Below are 22,620 nucleotides of genomic sequence, written 5' to 3'. Positions count from 1 at the left end.
GGTGAAAGGATCTTGACGGAAATGGAAGAACAAAGTAAAAAAACAAAATTTATTACAAAGGATATTATGAAATCTGCTGTCATTGGATCGTTTCAGAAATTAGATCCGAGATATATGATAAAAAATCCGGTCATGTTCGTTGTGGAAATTGGATTTTTTATTACACTGGTGCTGACAGTTTTCCCGACAATCTTCGGGGATGAGGCAAATTTAAGAGTCTATAATGGAATTGTCACCGTGATCTTGTTTGTCACAATCCTGTTTGCGAACTTTGCGGAATCTGTCGCAGAAGGACGGGGAAAGGCACAGGCAGAAACATTAAAGAAGACAAAGAAAGATACGACTGCCGTTCTTCTGATGAAAGATGGCAGCGAAAAGAAAATCAGTGCATCAGAGTTGAAAAAAGGTGATATCGTCATCGTACGGACAAATGAGATGATACCGGGGGACGGAGAAGTGATCGAAGGAATCGCATCTGTCGATGAGTCTGCGATCACCGGAGAGTCTGCCCCGGTCACAAGAGAAGCAGGAGGAGATTTCTCATCGGTAACAGGAGGAACGACAGTAGTCAGCGACTGGCTGAAAGTAAGAATCACTTCAGATCCGGGTCATTCTTTTCTTGACAAAATGATTTCACTTGTTGAGGGCGCTTCCAGAAAGAAGACACCAAATGAGATTGCGCTGAACATTCTGTTGATCAGTCTGACGGTTATTTTCTTGATCGTTGTTGTGACGCTTTATTGTTTCGCAGATTATTCTGGAGTTGAGATTCCAGTGGCAACACTGATCGCATTGCTTGTCTGCCTGATCCCGACTACGATCGGGGGATTGCTTTCGGCAATCGGTATTGCGGGAATGGACCGTGTAACAAGATATAATGTCATTGCATTGTCTGGAAAGGCAGTGGAAGCATGTGGTGATGTCGATACGATGATTCTTGATAAGACCGGTACGATTACATATGGAAACAGACTGGCAGCCGATTTTATTCCTGTGGAAGGGATAAAAAAGGAAGATCTGATTGATTATGCAGTAATGACTTCCTTAAGTGATGCAACACCGGAAGGAAAATCTGTAGTAGAGCTTGGAAAGACAATGGGAACAAGAATGGAAGAGTCTGTGGCAGATCAGGTAGAGTTTGTGGAATTCACTGCTCAGTCAAAGATGAGCGGTGTCAATCTGGAAGATGGCACACAAATCCGGAAAGGTGCCTTTGACGCAATCAAAAAATATGTTGCTGCCAAAGGAGGAAAGATTCCTTCTGATCTGGAAAAAATCGTGACAGATATCTCAAGTCTTGGAGGAACACCACTTGTTGTCTGTGTGGAGAATGTCATCTACGGTGTGATTTACCTGAAAGACACCGTAAAACCGGGGCTTGTGGAACGATTTGAACGGTTAAGAGAGATTGGTATCAAAACGATCATGTGCACCGGGGATAACCCGCTGACAGCGGCAACCATCGCAAAAGAAGCAGGTGTGGACGGATTTATCGCAGAGTGTAAGCCGGAAGATAAGATTGATGAGATTAAGAAAGAGCAGGGAGAAGGAAAGATTGTTGCGATGACTGGAGATGGGACAAATGATGCACCGGCGCTTGCACAGGCGGATGTCGGACTGGCGATGAACAGTGGAACTTCCGCAGCGAAAGAAGCAGCCAACATGGTCGATCTGGATTCCGATCCGACTAAGATTCTGGAAGTCGTGGAGATTGGAAAACAGCTTCTGATTACGAGAGGATCCCTGACAACATTCAGTATTGCAAACGATGCAGCAAAATATTTTGCGATCATTCCGGCAATGTTTACACTTGTCATCCCGCAGATGCAGGTATTAAATATTATGAAACTGTCCACACCATTCAGCGCAATCCTCTCTGCTTTGATCTTCAATGCGATCATCATTCCGTGTCTGATCCCGATTGCAATGAAAGGTGTCAAATATAAACCGATGCGTTCTGAGAAAATGCTTTTAAAGAACATGGGAATCTATGGACTTGGTGGAATCATCGTTCCATTTATCGGTATCAAGCTGATTGATATTGTAGTGACACCTTTGCTCGCACTATTAGGATTATAGAGACAGAAAAAAGGAGAAGAGAAAGATGAAAAATTTTACATCTTATTTAAAAAAAGCATTTGGCATCACACTGGTACTGATCGTGCTGTGCGGAGTTGTTTATCCGCTTGTGATGACGGGAGCAGGCCAATTACTCTTTAAAAAACAGGCAAATGGAAGTATGATAGAAATAAACGGAAAGAAAGTCGGTTCAGAATTGATTGGACAGGAGTTTGAAGGGGAACAGTATTTTCAGGGAAGAGTTTCTTCGGTAAATTATAATGTATATTCAGAGAAAGAAAAAGAGGACGGCACTTACACAGGACCGGCTTCCGGTTCTTACAACTATGGAAGCACGACGGAAGAACTTCAGACGCGCGTGGAAAAAGATATGGAAGCATTTCAAAAGAAGTATGAGAATGCTACAGGAAAAGAATTGGAAGGAGAGGTACCAGCAGATCTTCTGACCGCTTCCGGTTCTGGGTTAGATCCTCATATTAGTCCAGCATCCGCTAAAGTCCAGATTCCGATTGTAGTTGCAAACAGTGGACTTTCTGAGGAAGAAGTGGAAACAATCGTAGAAGAGAATACAGAACATAAGTTTCTCGGAATCTTCGGAGAAGAGAAGGTAAATGTGTTGAAGTGTAACATCGAGATTGCCGAGAAGATGGGAGTTACATTGGATGAATAAAAAAGAAACAGGACAGATGTGTATATTTTTAGGTTATGCGGCGGGAGTCGGAAAGACTTACGCCATGCTGGAAGCGGCGCATGATCTGAAGAAAAGCGGTGTGGATGTGGTTGCCGGATATATTGAACCGCATGAGCGTGCAGAGACAAGGAGCAAAGAAGAGGGGCTGGAAAAAATTCCACCCCTTCTTGTCGATTATAAAGGAATCAAACTGAGAGAGGTAGATTTAAACGGAATTTTAAAGAGAAATCCGGAAGTAGTTTTGATTGATGAATTAGCTCACACAAATGCGCCGGGCATGTGCCATCAGAAACGGTATGAAGACATTGAAGAGATTTTAAACGCAGGAATTGATGTCTATACGACCGTTAATATACAGCACCTGGAAAGTTTGAACGATATCGTAGGAAAGATTTCCGGAATACACGTCAAGGAGCGGATTCCAGATTTTATTTTTGATAGGGCAACACAGATTAAGCTGATTGATATTGAGCCGGACGTGCTGATCCAGCGTCTCAAAGACGGGAAAATTTATAAATCTACACAGGCAGAGCGGGCACTTCATAACTTTTTTGCGAAAGAAAAGCTGATTGCTCTTCGAGAAATCACACTTCGGAGGACTGCAGATAAAGTCAACCGGGAGGCAGCGAAAGGACAACAGGCAGTGTCGGGAGATGAGAAGCGGGAAATTTATCAAGGGGAACATATTCTTGTTTGTATTTCTCCGGCACCAAGTTGCGAGAAAGTCATCCGCAGCGCATCGAGGCTTGCCTATGCCTTTCAGGGGAAATTTACCGCACTGTATGTAGAAACACCATCCCTGCAGAATGCGGATGAGCATGTGAAGAAGAAAAGAGATGAAAATATCAGGCTGGCGAGGCTTCTAGGCGCTAAAATCGCAACGGTCTTCGGTGAGGATGTTGCGTTTCAGATTGCAGAGTATGCAAGAATCAGCGGAGCATCAAAGATTGTCATTGGGAGAACGAGTCATCGCTCAGTACTGGGGCAGCGGAAGCAGAATCTGACAGATCAGATTGACAGCTACACAAAGGGCATAGAAATCTACATTATTCCGGATAGACAGAGCAACAAGAGAAAGTGGAGCGAAGAGTTCAAAAAGAAGAGAGGTGTTGATTCTCAGAGAGGGGAAGGATGTGGAGCAGAAGTGATAAAAGGGTTTCTGTCGCTTATATTGTCGACGGCAGCCGGACTGGGAATGCAGTATCTTGGATTTTTAAATGCAGACATTATCATGGTTTATCTGCTTGGAATATTGCTTCTTTCTCTATATACAAGACGGTGGTTTCTACCGGCAGCAATATCGCTGATCAGTGTGTTGGTTTTTGATTTTTTGTTTGTAGAGCCGTTATACAGTCTAGAAATCTATAAGAAAGGGTACGGTATGACGTTTCTTTTTATGCTGATTTTTTCTCTGAGCATTTCAGCGATCATTTCTAATGCCAGAAGACAAGCAAGAGAAAGTGCCAAGATGATGTATCGGACAGAACTTCTCCTTGACAATAGCAGGAGAATGCGCCGGGTAGATAATATTAAGGACATTTTAAAAGAATTGAGCGGTCAGGTGTTAAAGCTTATGAATCTTCCGGTTGTATTCTTCTTGAATAAAGATGGGAAAGCGGTGGGACCGTGGGTGTTTCCAAAAGAAGGAGAGTCGAGAGAAGAGTTACGAGGTATGATAGATAATCAGGAATGGGCAGTGGCAGACTGGGTGATTGCAAATAAGAAGCGTGCAGGCTGCTGCACACATACACTTCCGGGGGCAAAGGCGGTGTATCTTCCGATTCAGACAAGTGATGAAATTTACGGTGTAATGGGAATTCTACTTGAAGAAAAACGACAGATTCCATCATTTGAATATGGACTTCTGACTGCAATGCTAAATGAGGCGGCATTAGTGTTTGCGAGAATCAATCTGGTGAGTGGACGGATGGAAAGAAGAAACGAAGAAAAAGAATGACAAATAATAAAAATAGTATTAAAATCTTTATACGATTTTAATACTGGCATATTTTTCTTTATGCGGCGTTAATGAGTGTTAAAGTAATATAAAGAATACCGAGATCGAAGAAGAATCGGATAACTTTTTTCAGGAGATACTTTATGGACGTGATACAAAAAAAATTACATTTTTCTTCTCCGCAGATGATTATTTTTGGATTTATTCTTGTAAATCTGATGGGTTGTCTTCTGCTGATGCTTCCATCCTCTACAGTAGAAAAGGTAGGGACTTCATTTTCGGATGCATTATTTACATCAACGTCAGCAATTTGTGTGACCGGATTGGTGATTCATGACACTGCGAGTTACTGGTCGATGCAGGGACAGCTGATCATTATGGTGTTGATCCAAATCGGAGGAATGGGAGTGATCACAGCAGCTTCTGCCATTGCAATTCTTTCGGGGAGAAAGATCGGTCTGATGCAGAGAAGTACGATGCAGGAATCAATTTCCGCGACACAGGTAGGAGGAATTGTAAGACTGACCGGATTTATTCTGCGGGCGATGCTGGCAATCGAGCTTCTCGGAGCAATTTTCATGGCGCCTGTATTCTGTGAAGAATTTGGGATGAAGAAAGGAGTGTGGTATGCAGTATTTCATTCGGTATCTGCGTTTTGCAATGCAGGTTTTGACTTGATGGGGGTGAACCAACCGTTCTCGTCTCTGACCGGATTTAACGGAAATACTACAATCAACCTTGCAATCATAGCGTTGATCGTGATTGGTGGAATTGGATTTTTGACTTGGGATGATATTTGGCACCACAGACTACATTTTCACAAGTATCGTCTGCAAAGTAAGGTTATTTTGACTGTGACAATTCTTTTAATTTTGCTTCCGGCACTGTATTTTTATTTTTATGAGTTTGGAAGAACTGAGTGGACGGACCTTAGCGAAAAAGAGAGAATTCTTGCGTCTGCATTTCAGTCTGTAACGCCAAGAACGGCAGGGTTTAATACGGTTGATCTGAACCGTATGAGTGAGCCAAGCCAGTTGATCATGATCTTGCTGATGTTGATCGGCGGTTCACCGGGATCGACGGCGGGTGGATTTAAGACGACGACACTTGCTGTGTTGCTTCTTACTTCTTTTGCAGTTTTTTTCAGGAAAGAAGATGTACAGTGTTTCGGAAGAAGAATTCCGTCAGAGACAGTGAAGAATGCAGCGACCATTTTGTTTTTGTATATGTCCCTGTTTCTTCTGGGGGGAGTCGTGATCAGTTGTGTTGATCAGGTTCCACTCATGGGAGCGCTGTTTGAGACATCGTCGGCAATTGGGACCGTTGGATTGTCCCTTGGTTTAACACCTCAGCTGAGTCTGTTTTCCCACATGATTTTAATCCTTCTCATGTTCTGGGGAAGGGTCGGTGGGTTGACACTGATTTTTGCGGTTGTATCTGGACACCGTTTTACGAAATCAAAATTACCACAGGAAAAAATAACGATAGGTTAGGAGAAGAGATATGAAATCAGTATTATTAATCGGATTAGGACGTTTTGGGAGACATGTTGCCAGAAAATTAAATGAAATGAATCATCAAGTTTTGGCGGTGGACAAAAACGAAAAGAGAGTGGAAGATGCACTTCCATATTTGACAAGTGCACAGATCGGGGACAGCACAGAGGAGGCATTCGTACGTTCTTTGGGAGTACGAAATTTTGATGTCTGTATCGTTGCGATCGGAGATGCATTCCAGAGTTCTCTGGAAACGACAAGTCTTTTAAAAGATTTGGGAGCCAGAAAAGTTGTAGCGCGTGCGGCAAGAGATGTTCATGCGAAGTTTTTGTTGAGAAATGGGGCAGACCATGTAGTGTATCCGGAAAAGCAGCTTGCAGCATGGACGGCAATCCGCTATACATCTGATCACATTTTTGATTATATTGAATTGACACCGGATTACTCTATTTATGAGACGGAGACACCAAAGGCATGGGTGGGAAAGACCATCCATCAGTTAGATATTCGCAGGAAATATAATGTGACACTTCTTGCAGTAAAAAAAGATGATCAGATTAATCCGGAGATTCATTCCGATTATTGTTTCAAAGAAGATGAGACACTTCTTGTTCTTGGAAAAAATAAAAATGTACAGAAGTGTTTCCATATTTAATGGAATAGATAAGAAAATATAGCAGAGTCAGAGGGGCGGTCACAGGATGCAGAATATATGGATGATCATTGTATTTTTATCAGCGGGAATCATAGGCTTCTGGTGCATGAAGAAAATTGACAGTTTGTTTGAAAAAAATCAGGAGAAATATCTGCGAGAGTGGGAAACAGAAGATATGCTCGCAGAAGAAAGTGAGACAGAGAGCAGGAGCAGGGAAAAAGGATGGGCGGAGAGAAGTATTTCTCTCTACCATGAGAAAAAGGTAAAGCAGGAACAGAAGTACTATATGCTCTCAGACTGGGTAAAGACAGTAGTTGTAGCAACTGTAACAACAGTACTTAGCTTTCTGTTTGAGGAATTGGGAATCCGCCAGTCTAATATTGTGACAGTCTATATTTTAGGGGTGCTTGTCACAGCGGCGATCACAGCAAGTAGGATTTACAGTTTGACGCTCTCGGTGTTCAGTGTGCTGATCTTTAATTTTTTGTTTACCGCTCCGAAATATACGCTGAAAGCATATGATACAGGATATTTTATTACATTTGGAATTATGTTTTTATCAGCATTGATTACTAGCTCTCTGACGGTAAAGCTGAAAAATAATGCGAGAGAGGCGGCACAGACTGCATTTCGGACACAGATTTTATTTGATATGAATCAGCTGCTGCAACAGGAGCGGGACAAAAAAGATATTCTTGAAGTCACAGCCATGCAGCTGATCAAGCTTCTGAATCGAAATATTGTAGTCTATGAGGTCGAGAAAGCATCTCTTTCGGCTCCGCATGTTTATTATTGCGGTGAAGAAGAGGAACAAGAATCGTATACGACCGAAGAGGAGCGGCAGGCATGTCTATGGGTAATGAAGAACAATCGTCATGCAGGGGCAACAACAAAGATGTTCCCAAATGCCAAATGTTTATATCTGGCTGTTCGTGTCAATAACATGGTTTATGGAGTGATCGGGATTGCACTTGGAAACAGTCCGATGGATACTTTTGAGAAAAGTATCGTGCTTTCAATTCTCGGAGAATGTGCGCTTGCGCTGGAAAATGAGCAGAGTATCCGAGAGAAAGAGGAGGCTGCTGTTATGGCTCAGAATGAGCAGCTTAGAGCAAATCTTTTGCGTGCGATCTCTCATGATCTGCGGACTCCATTGACTGTAATATCAGGAAATGCGAGCAATCTTTTATCGAATGAAGATAAATTTGACAAAGAAACGAAACTTCGCTTATATGGAGATATTTATGACGACTCCATGTGGCTGATCAATCTTGTGGAAAATCTTTTGTCTGTGACAAGGATAGAAGATGGCAGACTGAACTTGAAGATGTCGGTGGAGCTGATCGATGAAGTGACTGCGGAATCCATACGCCATCTGCCAAGGAAAAGTGCAGAATATCAGATCCATTTAAAGAAAAATGATGAATTTCTCATGGCAAAGATGGATGTCAGATTGATTCTTCAGGTAATTATCAATCTGATTGACAATGCGCTGAAATACACGCCGGCGGGATCTGTCATAGAAGTTGCCTCACAGAAAAAAGAAAATATGGTGGAAGTGTCTGTCAGTGATAATGGACCAGGAATTAGTGCTGAGGCAAAAGAACACATTTTTGAAATGTTTTACACTGGAACACATAAGATTGTGGACAGTCGCCGCAGTCTGGGACTTGGGTTGTCGCTGTGTCGTTCGATTATAGAGGCGCACGAAGGAAGCATCCGGGTAGAAGACAATCATCCCCACGGATGCATTTTCACATTTACATTACCTGCAGAGGAGGTACATTTGAATGAATAAATTATTAATTTTAGTTGTCGAGGATGATACATCTGTACGAAATCTGATCACGACAACATTAAAGGCACACGGTTACCGCCATCAGACAGCTGCAAATGGACAGACAGCGATTTTGGAAGCATCCTCGTATAATCCGGATATTGTGCTTTTGGATCTGGGATTGCCGGATATGGATGGAGTAGAGATCATCCGAAAGATTCGCTCTTGGTCTAATATGCCGATCATTGTGATCAGTGCCAGAAGTGAGGATAATGATAAGATTGTGGCACTGGATGCGGGGGCAGACGATTATTTGACGAAACCATTTTCCGTAGAAGAATTGCTTGCAAGGCTGCGGGTGACACAGAGAAGACTTGCAATCATGCAAGGGGGAACCCAGGAAGAAAAGTCCACCTTCACAAACGGAAAACTGATGCTGGACTACGGCGCGGGATGTGCTTATATGGATGGAAAGGAATTACACTTGACACCGATTGAATATAAATTATTATGCCTGCTATCAAAACATGTCGGAAAGGTGTTGACACATACTTATATTACGCAGGAGATATGGGGTAGAAGTTGGGAGAACGACGTGGCATCGCTGCGTGTATATATGGCGACACTCCGCAAGAAGATCGAGAGCGAGCCGGATATGCCCCAGTATATCCAGACACATATCGGGGTGGGTTACCGGATGTTGCGAGTAGAATAATATATAGAGGAAAGAAAAACTTCTGAAATTCTTCCCCAGTCTGTCTTGAGAAAATCCATTGGAATCGATATAATGGGAAAGATGATAAAGATGAGGAGAATTGCAGATGAACATAATTAATATAGAGCATATCAGTAAAGTGTTTGGAGAGAAGCAAGTGTTTGATGATATTTCCTGTGGGATTCATCAGGGAGATAAAATTGGAATTATCGGAATCAATGGAACTGGCAAGACAACACTTCTGAAAATAATTGCAGGGCTGGAAGAGCCGGATCAGGGACAAGTGATTTTTCAAAAGGGACTTCGTGTCACCTATCTTCCGCAGTCGCCGAAGTTCCCGGAGCATGCAACAGTTCTTTCCTATGTGGCAGACGGTGCCGATGGAGCAGACTGGGGAAGAGAGAGTGAAGCAAAGAATGCGTTGAACCGCCTCGGGATTACAGATCATCACGAAGAGATTGATCATTTGTCCGGAGGCCAGAAAAAGCGCGTAGCACTTGCACGGACACTTGTCAATCCGGCAGATGTGTTGATTCTTGACGAGCCGACGAACCATATTGACAATGAGATGGCAGTCTGGCTGGAAGAGTATCTGAACCAGTGGAAAGGTGCGATCATCATGGTCACACATGACCGCTATTTTCTGGATCGGGTGACAAATAAGATTTTAGAAATCGACCATGGGAAATTATATTCCTACACGGCAAATTATTCACAGTTTCTGGAATTGAAAGCACAAAGAGAGGAGATGGAACTTGCCTCTGAGCGGAAAAGACAGAGCGTTCTCAGGATGGAACTGGAGTGGGCCAAGAGAGGATGCCGTGCCCGTACAACGAAGCAGAGAGCAAGGTTGGAGCGGCTTGAGGCACTGAAGAATGGAAAAGCTCCGGTCAGAGATGCTGAGGTTGAGATGGATTCTGTGGAAACGAGGATGGGAAAGAAGACGATCGAGCTGCACCATATTTCTAAGAGTTATGGGCAGAAAAAGCTGATCGATGATTTTGAGTATATTGTACTGAAAAATCAGCGGCTTGGGATCATTGGACCAAACGGATGTGGAAAATCTACATTGATGAAGATCATTACCGGGAAAGAAGAACCGGATCAGGGAACGGTGGAGATTGGCGATACCGTCAAGATTGGATATTTCGCGCAGGAAGTCACGGAGATGGATGAGAATCAGCGCGTGATCGATTATATCAAAGATGTGGCAGAATATGTTCCGACAAAAGATGGCAGAATTACAGCTTCACAGATGTTGGAGCGATTCTTATTTACTCCTGCAATGCAGTATACCCCGATCGGAAAGCTGTCCGGAGGGGAGAGGAGAAGGTTGTATCTTTTAAAAGTATTGATGGATGCTCCAAATGTATTGATTCTCGATGAGCCGACGAATGATCTTGATATTCCAACGCTGACCATCCTTGAGGACTATCTAGACTCTTTTTTGGGAATTGTGATCACAGTATCTCATGATCGGTATTTCCTTGATAATATTGCAGATCGTATCTTTGCATTTGAGGCTGGCGGAAAGCTTGTACAGTACGAAGGTGGTTACACGGATTATCTTGAAGCGAAAGAGCGCAAGAATGGGACTGTTGTCAGAGAATCTGAGGAATCCGCAAAGAAAAAGGCGGATCGAAAGAATTGGAAAAAGGATGCTCCGGAAAAGTTGAAATTTACTTATAAAGAACAAAAAGAATATGAGACGATCGATGATGAGATAGCATCTTTGGAGCAGAAAATCGAGGAGTTGGATGAGCAGATGATGCAATATGCTACAAATTCAGCGAAGCTTTCGGAAATCACCGAACAGAAAGAAGCTGCAGAAGCTACATTGGAAGAGAAGATGGAGCGGTGGGTATATTTAAATGATCTTGCAGAGCGAATTGAAAATCAGAAAAGTCTTGCATTGCTGTAAAATTGTGCTACAATAAAACTTGGAAAAGAACAAGGGGAGCTTGCGAAAAGCAGGCTGAGAGTAAGCTGTATGCTTAGACCCATAACCTGATTTGGATAATGCCAACGTAGGAAAATACCCGGTAGAAGTTTATGCTGTGATAGTACCCGCGCGGATTATCACAGCTTTTTTGTTACAGAAATTCTTTAGAATCCTGTAAAATTAGAATATTCCGTGCAGATCGTACCGCGACAGAGAGAACGGATGTCGCCGGAATAGCTATCGGGAACCCAAGAAGCGGCAGGCCGGGGGCACCACTTTCTGCCGCTATATAAAATTAATGCAAAAGGAGAACAAAATGAGAACAGCATTAACAATCGCTGGAAGCGATTCCAGCGGAGGCGCCGGCATTCAGGCAGATATCAAGACCATGATGGCACACCATGTATTTGGGATGAGTGCTATCACCGCATTGACTGCACAAAATACGACCGGCGTAATAGATATTATGGAGGTAACTCCTAAATTTCTGGAGGAAGAATTGCAGTGTATTTTTACTGATATTTATCCGGATGCAGTGAAAATAGGTATGGTATCATCGGCAGAACTGATGGAAGTCATTGCCCGGAATCTGAAAAAGTACAATGCAAAAAAGATTGTCGTAGATCCGGTGATGGTGGCGACAAGCGGCGCAAAATTAATGGAAGATACGGCGATTGCGACACTAAAAAGGACGTTGCTTCCGATGGCAGATCTTCTGACTCCGAATATTCCAGAGGCAGAAGTGCTTGCAGAGATGGAAATCTTCACGGAGGAAGATATGATCGCAGCTGCACAAAAGATCAGTGAGGCCTATGGATGTGCTGTCCTGTGTAAGGGCGGACATCAGAAGAACGATGCCAATGACCTATTATATCAAAATGGAACATTTCGATGGTTCCGTGGAAGAAGGATTGAAAATCCGAACACCCATGGAACTGGATGTACGCTTTCCAGTGCGATTGCTTCCAACCTTGCAAAAGGCTTTTCGATGGAAGAAAGTGTAGAAAATGCGAAGAATTACATTTCCGGGGCATTGGAGGCAATGTTGGATCTTGGAAAAGGAAGTGGTCCGATGGATCATGCTTTTCGGGTCGAAGGAGTGTATTAAGAGAAATGTTCAGAAGGACTGATGTCCTTTCTGGGAAAATTTTCAGGCATGATTGTCAGGTGTGTTCCAACAAAAGAAAGAGAGGAATCACATCATGAAAAAACAAAAAATGAACACGAACCGAATGGTAATGCTTTCGATGTTCGTAGCTGTGGGAGTTGTTATTTCACCGATTTTGCGCGTGGAGGGAATGTGTCCTACGGCACATCTTGTCAACATTGTTTGTGCAGTGTTTTTAGGACCATGGTATTCGCTGCTCTGTGCGACGATGATCGGGGTTATCCGGATGCTGTTCATGGGAATCCCGCCGCTTGCTCTGACCGGAGCAGTATTTGGAGCATTTTTATCCGGTGTTTTTTACCGTGCATCTCATGGAAAGATTTTCTGTGCTGTGTTTGGGGAGATTTTCGGAACAGGAATCATCGGATCACTTGTATCCTATCCGGTCATGGCATTTCTGATGGGAAGAGATGGGCTGAATGCATTTTTCTATACACCAATGTTTCTTGGTGCAACTTGTATGGGAGGAGCAGTGGCATGGCTTCTGTTAAATCAGCTCAGCAGAAGTGGAGTGCTTGCAAAAATTCAATGGAGTCTTGGAGCGAAAGTATATGACAAAGGAAATGTTAAGAAAAATAGCGGCGAAGATCGCGGTACTGGGGGAGCAGATCAGGCAGCATAGACCGCTTGTACATTGTATCACGAATCCGATTGCCATCCATGACAGTGCAAATATTGTACTGGCAGCCGGTGGTCGGCCGATCATGGCAGAGCATCCACAGGAGGTAGAAGAAATCGTAAGGACAGCGCAGGTGCTTGTTTTAAATCTTGGAAATATTACCGATGTGAGAATGAGTTCTATGAAGAAAGCATTTCAGGAGGCACTAAAGAATCGTGTTCCGACTGTTTTGGATCTTGTTGGGATCCAGTGCAGCAGTCTTCGATTGCATTATGCCAAAGAACTACTAGAGATTGGAAGTCCGACCGTACTAAAAGGAAATATGTCAGAGATGCGGAAACTGGCAGGGCTTTCCACATATGGAACCGGAGTGGACGCAGGAGAAAAAGATCGGTTTTCAGAGGAAAATGAGAAGGAAATCTTACCTGCATTTTACAGGCTGTCGGAGGAGTATCGGTCAGTTCTTCTCGTGACCGGTCAGGAGGATCTGATCATAGAAGGACCCCATTGCTACTGTCTGGCAAATGGAGATGCTATGCTTGGAACAATCACAGGAACCGGCTGTATGCTTGGGGCATTGTGTGGGACTTATCTTACGGAAGCCGCAGAAAGCAGAGGACAGGCAGTGCTGGCAGCAGCAGCGGTTATGGGAATCGCAGGGGAATTAGGAGCAGAAAACAGCAGAGGACCGGGAAGTTTCCAGATAGCATTTTTAGATGCGCTATATGATCTGCAGGAAGAAGAAATCAGGAATCGACTTCGCCTGCGGGAAAAAAGCAAGCAGAATTTTGAATAGAAAAAGTGACAGATTCTGTCAAGGAAAAAATGGGAAAATAGAAGAGGTGGACAGATGAGAACAGGAAATCAGGTAGATCTTACCTTATATTTGGTGACAGACAGTACTTATCATACGACAGAGTCATTGCTTCGGACTGTGGAGGAAGCATGTAAAGGAGGTGTGACTCTGGTACAGCTGCGAGAAAAAGAGGCAGGCGGAAAAGAATATCTTGAGAAGGCAATTCTTGTAAAGAAGATTACCGATCGCTATGGAGTTCCGCTGATTATTGATGACAGGGTGGATGTGGCGATCGCATGTGATGCGGCAGGGGTTCATGTCGGAGCCAGTGATCTTCCGGTAGCTGTGGCGAGAAAACTGCTTGGACCAGAGAAAATTGTCGGAGCGACAGCAAAGACTGTGGAGGCCGCAAAAAAAGCGTGGGAAGAAGGGGCAGATTACCTCGGAGTGGGTGCGATTTACCCGACAACGACAAAGGTGATCACGATTCTCACAAAGCCGGAGACATTGAAAGCAATCTGTGAAACTGTGCCGATTCCAGTGACGGCAATCGGTGGATTGAATGCAGAGAATCTTGAGATTTTAAGAGGATGCAAGATGGATGGTGTGGCGGTCGTATCTGCGATCATGAAGGCCGATGATCCAAAGAGAGCAGCAGAATATTTGAAAGAAAAAATCTGTAAATTGAAAGATACAGAAGGGAAATAGATTGCCGAAAAAGAAAATAGAATTCTTTGTAAAATCTTAAGAAAAGCGGTGCAAAATCTTAAAAAGAAGATTCTGCACTGTTTTTTTCTGCGAGCTTTTGGTATAATGCTGATACATTCAAAAAGAATGGGAAAGATAATAAAAATATAGTAGAAATATAGTAGAAAGAAGAGGCGTTAGACATGAAGAAAAAAAGCAGAATGATAGGAGTGCTTCTCGCATCAGTACTGATTTTAGGTACAGGTTGTGGAAAAAAGGAAAATACAACTAAAGAAAAAGAGGAAATACCGACTGTAGAAGGAGTTTATCTCACTTATGGGGAAGAACAGGAATTTTACATTTTTGCAGATATAAAAAATGAAACATTGTTTGAAGCAGAAATTCCAGATGGAAAGCTATTTGACAAAAATGGAGAAAAGATTTCCAAAGAAAATCTGCAAGCAGGAGATACAATAGAAATTTATGGAAATGGGGCAGTTACACAGAGTCTTCCGCCACAGTATGCAGGTGTGACAAAGATGATTCGTACAGAAAAAGGAGATCAGAAAATTGCTGAGAAATACCAGCCATTGATCGATGCATTTTACCAGGCGCCAGATCCTTCTGAAATACCGACGCTCAGTATTGAAAATTATCAGAAGCTTGCAATCGTATCGACAAGCATTTCCCCTGTTTCCTATGACTGGAGTTATACAGAGGATGACGGGACAACAGAAAGTCAAAAAGCAGAAGAAGGGTCTATTTTGGAACAGTATCAGGCAGGTGTACTCCCGGAGATTATCTGTGATGCGGAGGATAAGAGTCTGAAATTTATGTTCTCAAGGAAACCGGAGAAAGTCACTGTGAAAAAGTGGAGCATGGAAACACTCTCTGGGGAAGAGGAAGAGTTTACAGAGCAGGATATCACAATGGATGGAAGTGAAGGCGAACTGAAAGAAGCAGAGGTGAATTCGGTGTATGAATTGGAAGCGGTATGGGAAAATGGAACTGTGAAGTACGGGTTTACTGTTTCCGGAGCAAAAACTGAACAGGAATAGTCATTTTGTGATAAGATTTGTAAAATGATTTGTGAACAGAAAAAATAGATTGACAAGAGCGGGGAAACGTATTAGAATCATAATCAAGATAAGAGGGAGTAGCCAGACACCGTAAGGTGGGTTTGAGATCGTCACCCGATATCGAGAGGTATCCGTATCAAATGAAATGTGCAAGACTTTTATCGAGGCAGAAATTGCCCCGGTAGGAGTCTTTTTCTATTTTAAGAAAAAGTACATCTAGAATATATACCTGCCGGGAAAAGTGTTTCGGCAGGATACCGCTGGAAGAAAAAAGAATTTTTGCCGGGAGAAAAGTGTGGAAGCCAAAAGGGCAGAAAGGATTTAGTTATGGAAGAAAAAAGGAAAGGAAATGTGCAGGAGGTAAAGGAGGCAATGGCAGCGGGAGTATGTGCAGTCCATTGCCTGGAAGAGGCAAAGAAAAAGTTAGAGGATGCGAAGTATTTAGGAATATGGGATATTCTGGGAGGCGGGGCTTTGAGCAGTATGCTGAAGCATAATCGACTGGAAGAAGCACAGGAATCACTGGAGCTTGCCGGAAAGAAAGTGAAGATGTTTGAAAAAGAACTGGCAGATATCTCCGTAAATGCGGAAATTCATGTGGAAATACAAAGTTTTGAAAAGTTCGCAGATATATTTTTTGATAATATTTTATCAGATTGGGCTATGCAGGAAAAAATTACGCGTGCATCAAAGCAGGTAGATGAAGCGCTTGAGAGGATCCGACAGCTTCTTTTAAGCCTTCAGATGATGAATCAACGATATCAGAAAGATGGAGAGGAGGATGTAGTATGGGATGTCTTGGAAATGTAATCTGGTTTCTCTGTGGAGGTGTGATCTCAGGGCTTAGCTGGCTTCTGACGGGGTGCCTCTGGTGTATCACAATCATAGGAATCCCGGTGGGGATGCAGTGTTTTAAGTTTGCGGCATTGTCGTTTTTCCCGTTTGGAAAGGAGATTACTTATGGAGGAGGTGCAGGTTCCCTCTTGCTGAATATCATATGGTTGCTTGTCTCGGGACTTCCACTTGCAATTGAGTCAGCGCTGCTGGGATGTCTGTTATGTATTACAATTATCGGAATCCCGTTTGGATTGCAGCATTTTAAAATTGCCAAGCTAGCACTGATGCCGTTTGGAAGTGTTGTACATGACAGTATTGTTTAGTACAGCGGATAATTGTCTCTTCTATGTAGAATTATATAAATGAAAATGGATGCGGATCTGTAAGTGGCAGGTCTGCATCCATTTTTAATGATTTCTTATTCTTCATCGTCAAGCTCTGCTGCGAGCACGCCGGCAAATGAAGCTGTGACAACTGCAGCGATGACAGCTGCAAGAATAGAAATACCAATGATAGCTACTAACATAATAGATACCTTCTTTCAGCTTTCATTTGAATCTCATTATACCATAGAAATCTGCTGGTGTGCAATAAAGAATTGAGATCTCAAGAAAACAGAACAGAAAGAGAAGGGATAGTTTCACAAAATGGACAAAAGTATGCAGAACACGGACAATTATAGGAAGAAAATTGTGCAAAAGTGTTATATTATTTGATTAAGAGATAAATAAATGAGCGAATTACACAAAACAATTTAGCAAAAGGAGGAAATAAGTTATGAAACAAAAAAAGGTAATTGCACTGCTTGCAGTGGCAGCGATGACAGTTGGACTATTTAGTGGATGCGGTTCTGGTTCAGGAGATGAAAAGAAATCAGGGGGAAAGGAAAAAATCACACTTTGGATGCCAACGTTTGCAGCGACGGATGCGAAAGTGACCGACGAGGAATTCTGGGGAGAAAAAATGGAAGCATTCGGAAAAGAGAATAATTGTGAGGTAAAGGTGGAGATCATTCCGTGGGATAATTATGAGGAGAAATATCTGACAGGAACAACTTCGGATGATGGACCGGATGTTGGATATATGTATATGGAAATGTTTTATGATTATATCGATATGGGGGCACTGACAGATATTGATGAGTATTTTACAGATGAGGAAAAAGAAAATTATCTGTATTATGAACTTGGAAATATTCAGGAAGGACAGTATGCACTTCCGGTTGTTGTTGGAAATCCAAGAATTCTTGTCGCAAATATGGATCTTTTGAAGGAAGCGGGAATTGACAAAATACCAACAAATTGGGATGAACTGGTTAGTGCATGCAAAAAAATCAAAGAAAGCAATCCAAATGTGGCACCGTTTCTTCAGGATTGGGGAAATCCTCACTATGGATCTTTAAATGAGATTTACTGGCCATATTTTTGGGGAGCAGGTGGAGAAATTGTAGATGAAGAAGGAAATCTTACAATTGATTCCAAAGAAGGACTGGAAGCAACAAAATTTTTATATAGCTTGAAAGAGCAGGGAATACTTCCAGACTCCTGTACATCAAATGACGATGTACTGCAGCCGTTTAAAAATGGAGAAGCAGCAATGGCAGTACTTGCATCCAGCAATGCGCTGACAGTTGGAGATAAAGTCAACTGGGATTTCCAGCCGTTGATCGAAGGTCCTGAGAAAGCACAGACATTTGTCGCAGCGGATTCGCTTGTGATGTTTGAAAAATGCGAGAATAAAGAACTTGCAGCAAAATTGATGAAGTATATCACAAGTGCGGATGTGATGTCTGATTTCCATAAGACAGTATCTGAACAACCTCCAATTACAAAGGACGAGACGTATTCCGGAGATGAGCGTTTTGCAGAATTATTCTCTGACTATGGCGACAACTTTGTGTCACTTCCTGTATTTAAAGGGGCAAGTTCCCTTTATGACACTCTGTATAAAAATCTTCAGTCTATGATGCTGGGAGAAATGACACCGGAGGAAGTGCTGAAGCAGACGACAGAGTATTATAATACGAATTTAAAATAGAACTGTTATCAGAAAATTCAATTAGAAGCGTAAGCCGATTGGGAGAATCTAAAAAGGTTCTCCCGATTGATTTACAAGGAAGGAAGTGATCCTGTGTCCAGGAAAAAGAAAGAAGCATTGCAGGGAATTATATATGTATTGCCAAGTTTTATTTTGATCATGGCTTTTTGTATTATACCGATTTTTATGTCAGGATATTTTAGTTTTACAAGCTACAATATTATGACCCCGCCGAAGTTTGTCGGACTTGAAAATTATGAAAGGGTATTTCAGGATGGTTATGTTGCAGATGCAGCGAAAAACACACTTTTGTATGTATTGATGACTGTGCCGGCACAGACGATACTTTCATTAGTTTTTGCAGCATTTCTCGCATATAAAATGCAGAATAAGACAGGGGGATTTTTAAGAAGTGTTATGTTTATTCCGGTAATTGCATCAGCAGTTACAGCGGGAACCATCTGGAGGATTATTTTAAATACAGAGGGTGGGTTGTTAAACAACATCTTAAATTTTTTTCATCTAGATTCAGTTAATTGGCTCGGCAGTACAAAGACAGCACTGATCAGTATATGTATTGTCGCAGTCTGGAAAAATGTCGGATATTTTCTCGTTATTTATTATGCAGGAATTATGGGAATCTCAAAAGATTTATACGAGGCGGCAAAAGTAGATGGAGCGACATCCATTCAACAGTTTTTTAAGATTACACTGCCGATGTTAAAACCGATCACTTATCTTGTAGTGACACTTGGGATCATTTGGTCTTTCCAGGTATTTGACCTTGCATACCTAATGACCGGAGGAGGTCCGGGACGTGCTACTGTCACGCTTGTTATGGGAATTTACAATGCGGCATTTAAACAGTACAAAATGGGATATGCATGTGCGATGGCAATGTTGCTACTCTTGATCGTCGTGATTATTAATGTTATAGAAAATCTGTTTTTCAAGGAAAGGAAGGGAAAGTAGTATGGCAGGTATGAGTGCTACAAACACGAAAAAACAAAAAGCATGGACACCGCTTGGAGTCATCGGACTTTTCTTCATCCTAATTTTTGCGGCGATCTGCATTGCACCGTTTTTGTATATGCTGATCATGTCCTTTACGCATTCTACGACACTGATGATTTCGTGGGGCGATGTGAATTTTACAGATTTTACAAACTATGAGCATGTATTTGGAAAGAGTGGATTTTTCCGCTCGCTAATGAATAGTGTAATCGTTGTCGGTTGTTCCTGCTTTTTCAACTGCGTGATTGCTTCCATGGCAGCATACGGATTTGAGAAAAAACATTTCTGGGGAAAAGAATTTCTTTTTAAAGTGTATATGCTCACACTAATGATTCCAGGGCAGGTTACTATGATTCCGGTATTTATTATTATGAAGAAATTAGGGCTTCTCAACACATATTTTGCGCTGGTAGTGATTATCTTAAATGCGTTTGGTGTATTTTTGATCCGGCAGTTTATGGAAAGTGTTCCGGATGAACTTTTAGAGGCGGCAAAGGTGGATGGCTGTCCGGAATACAAGATCTTTATCAATATCGTAATTCCTCTGATCAAACCAGTTCTTGTGTCACTTGTCGTATTTACTTTTGTGACTTCATGGAATGATTTTATGTGGCCGCTTGTATCCACAACCGATTCTTCTATGTACACATTGACTGTTGCATTGTCATTGTTAAAGACACAGTATCAGACAAATTATGGGCTTATTTTGGCGGGAGCAACCGTGTCATTTATCTTCCCGTTTATCTTGTATGCATTTTTGCAGAAGCAGTTTGTAGAAGGTATTGCACTTAGCGGAGTGAAAGGATAAAATAGACGAAAAAATTCAGAGTGATGAGGCTCAGAAAGAGAGGAAAAGGAATGAAATATTTCAGAATCAAAATGGTATCTGCAATGGAAAAGGTGTTTGCAGATAAGGAACCATCAGGAGAGGGAAACCTTGCAAGACTGACTGCATTGAAAGGGGAAAACGTATCTTTTCAGATTGCTTATTACTGGGCGGGAAATGGAAAAGAGAGAGGAAAGGTGGAAGTGATATCTCCAATTAGAAATCAAGTGGATGTCCGTCTTGTACAGCTTGTACCATGTGAATATCCATGTCATATGAGCAGGGATGAAGATTACCTTACTACAGCACCGGGGCTATATCCGGATCTTTTGACCAAGATTCCTGAACTTGGATTTCCTATGGTGAGCGGACAATGGAGAAGTTTGTGGATCGATGTAGAGATTCCTGAAGACATCCAGGCGGGGGAATATCCGTTGGAGATTCGTCTAACGCATGGAGAAGATCTTATCGGCAAACTGGAAGTGTTCTGTGAAGTGATTGACCAGGTACTTCCAAAACTTCCAGTTCCGCGTACAGAATGGTTTCATACAGACTGTCTTGCAGACTACTATCAACTGGAAGTATTTTCAGATGAATATTGGGAAGTTGTAGAAAATTTTGTGAAGACAGCAGTAAAACGAAACTGCAACATGCTTCTGACACCAGTATTTACTCCGCCGCTTGATACGGCAGTGGGAGGAGAAAGACGTACGGTACAGCTTGTTGACGTAAAGGCAGAGGGAAACCAATACACATTTGGATTTGCAAATTTTGAAAAGTGGGTGAGCATGTGCCAGAGATGTGGAATAGAATATTATGAGATTTCTCATTTGTTCTCCCAGTGGGGAGCAGTTGCAGCGCCGAAGATTGTAGGAGAGAAAGATGGGGAATTGGTGAAGTTATTTGGATGGGATACGGATGCCTCTGGAGAGGCGTATAAAAATTTCCTGCATCAATTTCTGACGGCACTCAAAGAAGAGATGGACAGACTTGGGATTCGCGAGAAAGTATATTTCCATATTTCTGATGAACCCCAGATGACACAGATTGATTCTTATCGTGCAGCAAAGCAGATTGTAGCAGAGGATTTAGAAGGATGCATCGTATTTGATGCGCTGTCTGATTATGATTTCTATAAGGAAGGACTGGTCAGCCAGCCGGTATGTGCATTGAATCATATGGAACCATTTTTAGAAGACCGACCGGAAAAGTTATGGGGATATTACTGTACTGGACAGTATGAAGATGTATCAAATCGTTTCATTGTACAGCCTGGATATAGGACAAGAATCTTAGGGGTGCAGATGTACAAATATCAGTTGGATGGATTCCTTCACTGGGGATATAACTTCTATAATTCAGAGAAATCGCTCTATCCGATTGATCCATACCGCTGTACGGATGCATCTGGAGCATTTCCATCGGGCGATCCGTTCCTTGTATATCCAGGGGCAGACAGAAAACCTGAAGAATCTATCCGTCTGATGCTGATGGATGAGGCAATGAATGATCTGAGAGCCATGTATCTGTTGGAGGGTCTGACAGACCGAAATACAGTTCTGAAATGTATAGAACGGACACAGGACGAAGAAGTGACGTTTAAGAAATATCCGAGAAGTATTTCTTATCTGACTGATTGCAGAGAGCGGATAAATGCGGCAATCCGCACAGCTACTCAGAAAAAGATTTAATGGAACGGTGATACTGGGAAGGGGTCATTCGTGTATAATTTTTAAATTGCAGCGAAAAATACTGATAAGATGAGTAACCGAGCAGGTTTGCAATCTGCGAATAGTTGTAGCGGTTCTCGCGGATCAGCTTTTTCGCTGCTTCTATTTTTAGCCAGGAAAAGTATTCCATGACACCACATCCTTTTTTCTTATGAAAAATATTTTGCAGGTGGGAACGTCCAATCATATTATCTTTGCAGATCTGTGCGACAGTCAGATGCTCCGAGATATGTTGATTTAAATATTGGATTACCTGACTGAGAAAAATATCGTGGTTGCGGTGTAACATCGGATGTTCGGCCTGCTCATAGGCGAAGAGGGGTTCTTCTTCTGAATATCGACGAAACAGGCTGATCAGCATAGATTCCAATGAAATCTTGATGATTTGTTCACTTCCGAATGCAGTGTGTGGATAACGTTCTAGTATAGAATAAATTAAATTTCTGCTATATATTTTTGAGATGATGTATGGTAAAATAGTGTTATCAAAGAAAGGATGATCGCTATGAGAAAAA

General features: G+C 42.3%; 20 protein-coding genes and 1 riboswitch. Of the genes, 19 read left to right on the top strand and 1 reads right to left on the bottom strand.

The window, feature by feature from the left end; genetic code table 11:
• Positions 1-21 precede the first annotated feature (21 nt).
• From kdpB to EDD74_RS09085, 19 genes are all read left to right on the top strand, one after another.
• On the top strand, positions 22-2,079 hold the full coding sequence (kdpB, locus tag EDD74_RS09175) for a potassium-transporting ATPase subunit KdpB (protein ID WP_009262352.1): 2,058 nt from the start codon (positions 22-24) through the stop codon (positions 2,077-2,079).
• A gap of 25 nt (positions 2,080-2,104) precedes the next feature.
• The gene (gene kdpC, locus EDD74_RS09170) at positions 2,105-2,749 is read left to right on the top strand and encodes a potassium-transporting ATPase subunit KdpC (protein ID WP_116441304.1); all 645 of its coding nucleotides are present in this window, start codon (positions 2,105-2,107) and stop codon (positions 2,747-2,749) included.
• Positions 2,742-4,727, top strand: coding sequence for a DUF4118 domain-containing protein (locus EDD74_RS09165; RefSeq protein ID WP_116441305.1), 1,986 nt, complete (start codon positions 2,742-2,744; stop codon positions 4,725-4,727). The genes kdpC and EDD74_RS09165 overlap by 8 nt, the downstream gene beginning before the upstream one ends.
• Positions 4,728-4,870: 143 nt before the next feature.
• Complete coding sequence (locus EDD74_RS09160) at positions 4,871-6,220, top strand: TrkH family potassium uptake protein (RefSeq protein ID WP_009262349.1); 1,350 nt, start codon at positions 4,871-4,873, stop codon at positions 6,218-6,220.
• A gap of 10 nt (positions 6,221-6,230) precedes the next feature.
• On the top strand, positions 6,231-6,878 hold the full coding sequence (locus EDD74_RS09155; protein ID WP_008974955.1) for a potassium channel family protein: 648 nt from the start codon (positions 6,231-6,233) through the stop codon (positions 6,876-6,878).
• A 46-nt stretch (positions 6,879-6,924) separates the two neighbouring features.
• A complete protein-coding gene (locus EDD74_RS09150) occupies positions 6,925-8,676 on the top strand; it encodes an ATP-binding protein (protein WP_116441306.1) in 1,752 nt (583 codons plus the stop codon).
• Complete coding sequence (locus EDD74_RS09145; RefSeq protein WP_009262347.1) at positions 8,669-9,370, top strand: response regulator; 702 nt, start codon at positions 8,669-8,671, stop codon at positions 9,368-9,370. Before EDD74_RS09150 ends, EDD74_RS09145 begins: the two co-directional genes overlap by 8 nt.
• Before the next feature lie 106 nt (positions 9,371-9,476).
• The gene (locus EDD74_RS09140) at positions 9,477-11,291 is read left to right on the top strand and encodes an ABC-F family ATP-binding cassette domain-containing protein (protein WP_116441307.1); all 1,815 of its coding nucleotides are present in this window, start codon (positions 9,477-9,479) and stop codon (positions 11,289-11,291) included.
• Between the two features lie 22 nt (positions 11,292-11,313).
• A riboswitch (TPP riboswitch) is annotated at positions 11,314-11,421 on the top strand.
• Between the two features lie 207 nt (positions 11,422-11,628).
• Positions 11,629-12,420, top strand: a complete 792-nt coding sequence (thiD, locus tag EDD74_RS09135; protein WP_116441308.1) for a bifunctional hydroxymethylpyrimidine kinase/phosphomethylpyrimidine kinase — start codon at positions 11,629-11,631, stop codon at positions 12,418-12,420.
• 94 nt (positions 12,421-12,514) lie between these two features.
• Positions 12,515-13,102, top strand: a complete 588-nt coding sequence (thiW, locus tag EDD74_RS09130) for an energy coupling factor transporter S component ThiW (protein ID WP_009262345.1) — start codon at positions 12,515-12,517, stop codon at positions 13,100-13,102.
• Positions 13,032-13,895 (top strand): hydroxyethylthiazole kinase, encoded by an 864-nt coding sequence (gene thiM, locus EDD74_RS09125; RefSeq protein ID WP_242990091.1) that lies wholly within the window; start codon positions 13,032-13,034, stop codon positions 13,893-13,895. The genes thiW and thiM overlap by 71 nt, the downstream gene beginning before the upstream one ends.
• A gap of 54 nt (positions 13,896-13,949) precedes the next feature.
• Positions 13,950-14,603, top strand: coding sequence for a thiamine phosphate synthase (thiE, locus tag EDD74_RS09120; RefSeq protein ID WP_008974963.1), 654 nt, complete (start codon positions 13,950-13,952; stop codon positions 14,601-14,603).
• 182 nt (positions 14,604-14,785) lie between these two features.
• Complete coding sequence (locus EDD74_RS09115) at positions 14,786-15,640, top strand: hypothetical protein (RefSeq protein ID WP_116441309.1); 855 nt, start codon at positions 14,786-14,788, stop codon at positions 15,638-15,640.
• A gap of 348 nt (positions 15,641-15,988) precedes the next feature.
• Positions 15,989-16,471 (top strand): hypothetical protein, encoded by a 483-nt coding sequence (locus EDD74_RS09110; protein WP_016438377.1) that lies wholly within the window; start codon positions 15,989-15,991, stop codon positions 16,469-16,471.
• Positions 16,450-16,821 carry a YccF domain-containing protein gene (locus EDD74_RS09105; protein ID WP_008974966.1) on the top strand — a complete coding sequence of 124 codons (372 nt, stop codon included), beginning with the start codon at positions 16,450-16,452 and terminating at the stop codon, positions 16,819-16,821. Before EDD74_RS09110 ends, EDD74_RS09105 begins: the two co-directional genes overlap by 22 nt.
• Before the next feature lie 454 nt (positions 16,822-17,275).
• On the top strand, positions 17,276-18,535 hold the full coding sequence (locus EDD74_RS09100; RefSeq protein ID WP_009262338.1) for an ABC transporter substrate-binding protein: 1,260 nt from the start codon (positions 17,276-17,278) through the stop codon (positions 18,533-18,535).
• A gap of 93 nt (positions 18,536-18,628) precedes the next feature.
• A complete protein-coding gene (locus EDD74_RS09095) occupies positions 18,629-19,507 on the top strand; it encodes a carbohydrate ABC transporter permease (RefSeq protein ID WP_116441310.1) in 879 nt (292 codons plus the stop codon).
• A gap of 1 nt (position 19,508) precedes the next feature.
• A complete protein-coding gene (locus EDD74_RS09090; RefSeq protein ID WP_009262336.1) occupies positions 19,509-20,357 on the top strand; it encodes a carbohydrate ABC transporter permease in 849 nt (282 codons plus the stop codon).
• Between the two features lie 50 nt (positions 20,358-20,407).
• Positions 20,408-22,066, top strand: coding sequence for a DUF4091 domain-containing protein (locus EDD74_RS09085; protein ID WP_116441311.1), 1,659 nt, complete (start codon positions 20,408-20,410; stop codon positions 22,064-22,066).
• On the opposite strand, the gene EDD74_RS09080 is transcribed toward EDD74_RS09085, so the two are convergent.
• On the bottom strand, positions 22,047-22,620 hold a 574-nt coding region (locus EDD74_RS09080; RefSeq protein ID WP_132038445.1), incomplete at its 5' end, for a helix-turn-helix domain-containing protein. The two genes, EDD74_RS09085 and EDD74_RS09080, sit on opposite strands and share 20 nt — an antisense overlap.

The sequence above is a fragment of the Faecalimonas umbilicata genome, from assembly GCF_004346095.1.
GTDB lineage: Bacteria > Bacillota > Clostridia > Lachnospirales > Lachnospiraceae > Faecalimonas > Faecalimonas umbilicata.
This window is presented reverse-complemented; position numbering and strand designations above follow the sequence as displayed.

Excerpts from the sequence above, each read along its gene's own strand:
- EDD74_RS09115 (WP_116441309.1), top strand. The coding sequence starts at position 14,786 with ATGAAGAAAAAAAGCAGAATGATAGGAGTGCTTCTCGCATCAGTACTG.
- EDD74_RS09160 (WP_009262349.1), top strand. The coding sequence starts at position 4,871 with ATGGACGTGATACAAAAAAAATTACATTTTTCTTCTCCGCAGATGATT.
- kdpC (WP_116441304.1), top strand. The coding sequence starts at position 2,105 with ATGAAAAATTTTACATCTTATTTAAAAAAAGCATTTGGCATCACACTG.
- thiE (WP_008974963.1), top strand. The coding sequence starts at position 13,950 with ATGAGAACAGGAAATCAGGTAGATCTTACCTTATATTTGGTGACAGAC.
- EDD74_RS09100 (WP_009262338.1), top strand. The coding sequence starts at position 17,276 with ATGAAACAAAAAAAGGTAATTGCACTGCTTGCAGTGGCAGCGATGACA.
- thiM (WP_242990091.1), top strand. The coding sequence starts at position 13,032 with ATGACAAAGGAAATGTTAAGAAAAATAGCGGCGAAGATCGCGGTACTG.
- EDD74_RS09090 (WP_009262336.1), top strand. The coding sequence starts at position 19,509 with ATGGCAGGTATGAGTGCTACAAACACGAAAAAACAAAAAGCATGGACA.
- EDD74_RS09145 (WP_009262347.1), top strand. The coding sequence starts at position 8,669 with ATGAATAAATTATTAATTTTAGTTGTCGAGGATGATACATCTGTACGA.
- EDD74_RS09155 (WP_008974955.1), top strand. The coding sequence starts at position 6,231 with ATGAAATCAGTATTATTAATCGGATTAGGACGTTTTGGGAGACATGTT.
- kdpB (WP_009262352.1), top strand. The coding sequence starts at position 22 with ATGGAAGAACAAAGTAAAAAAACAAAATTTATTACAAAGGATATTATG.
- EDD74_RS09085 (WP_116441311.1), top strand. The coding sequence starts at position 20,408 with ATGAAATATTTCAGAATCAAAATGGTATCTGCAATGGAAAAGGTGTTT.
- EDD74_RS09140 (WP_116441307.1), top strand. The coding sequence starts at position 9,477 with ATGAACATAATTAATATAGAGCATATCAGTAAAGTGTTTGGAGAGAAG.
- EDD74_RS09150 (WP_116441306.1), top strand. The coding sequence starts at position 6,925 with ATGCAGAATATATGGATGATCATTGTATTTTTATCAGCGGGAATCATA.
- thiW (WP_009262345.1), top strand. The coding sequence starts at position 12,515 with ATGAAAAAACAAAAAATGAACACGAACCGAATGGTAATGCTTTCGATG.
- EDD74_RS09110 (WP_016438377.1), top strand. The coding sequence starts at position 15,989 with ATGGAAGAAAAAAGGAAAGGAAATGTGCAGGAGGTAAAGGAGGCAATG.
- EDD74_RS09165 (WP_116441305.1), top strand. The coding sequence starts at position 2,742 with ATGAATAAAAAAGAAACAGGACAGATGTGTATATTTTTAGGTTATGCG.
- thiD (WP_116441308.1), top strand. The coding sequence starts at position 11,629 with ATGAGAACAGCATTAACAATCGCTGGAAGCGATTCCAGCGGAGGCGCC.
- EDD74_RS09105 (WP_008974966.1), top strand. The coding sequence starts at position 16,450 with ATGGGATGTCTTGGAAATGTAATCTGGTTTCTCTGTGGAGGTGTGATC.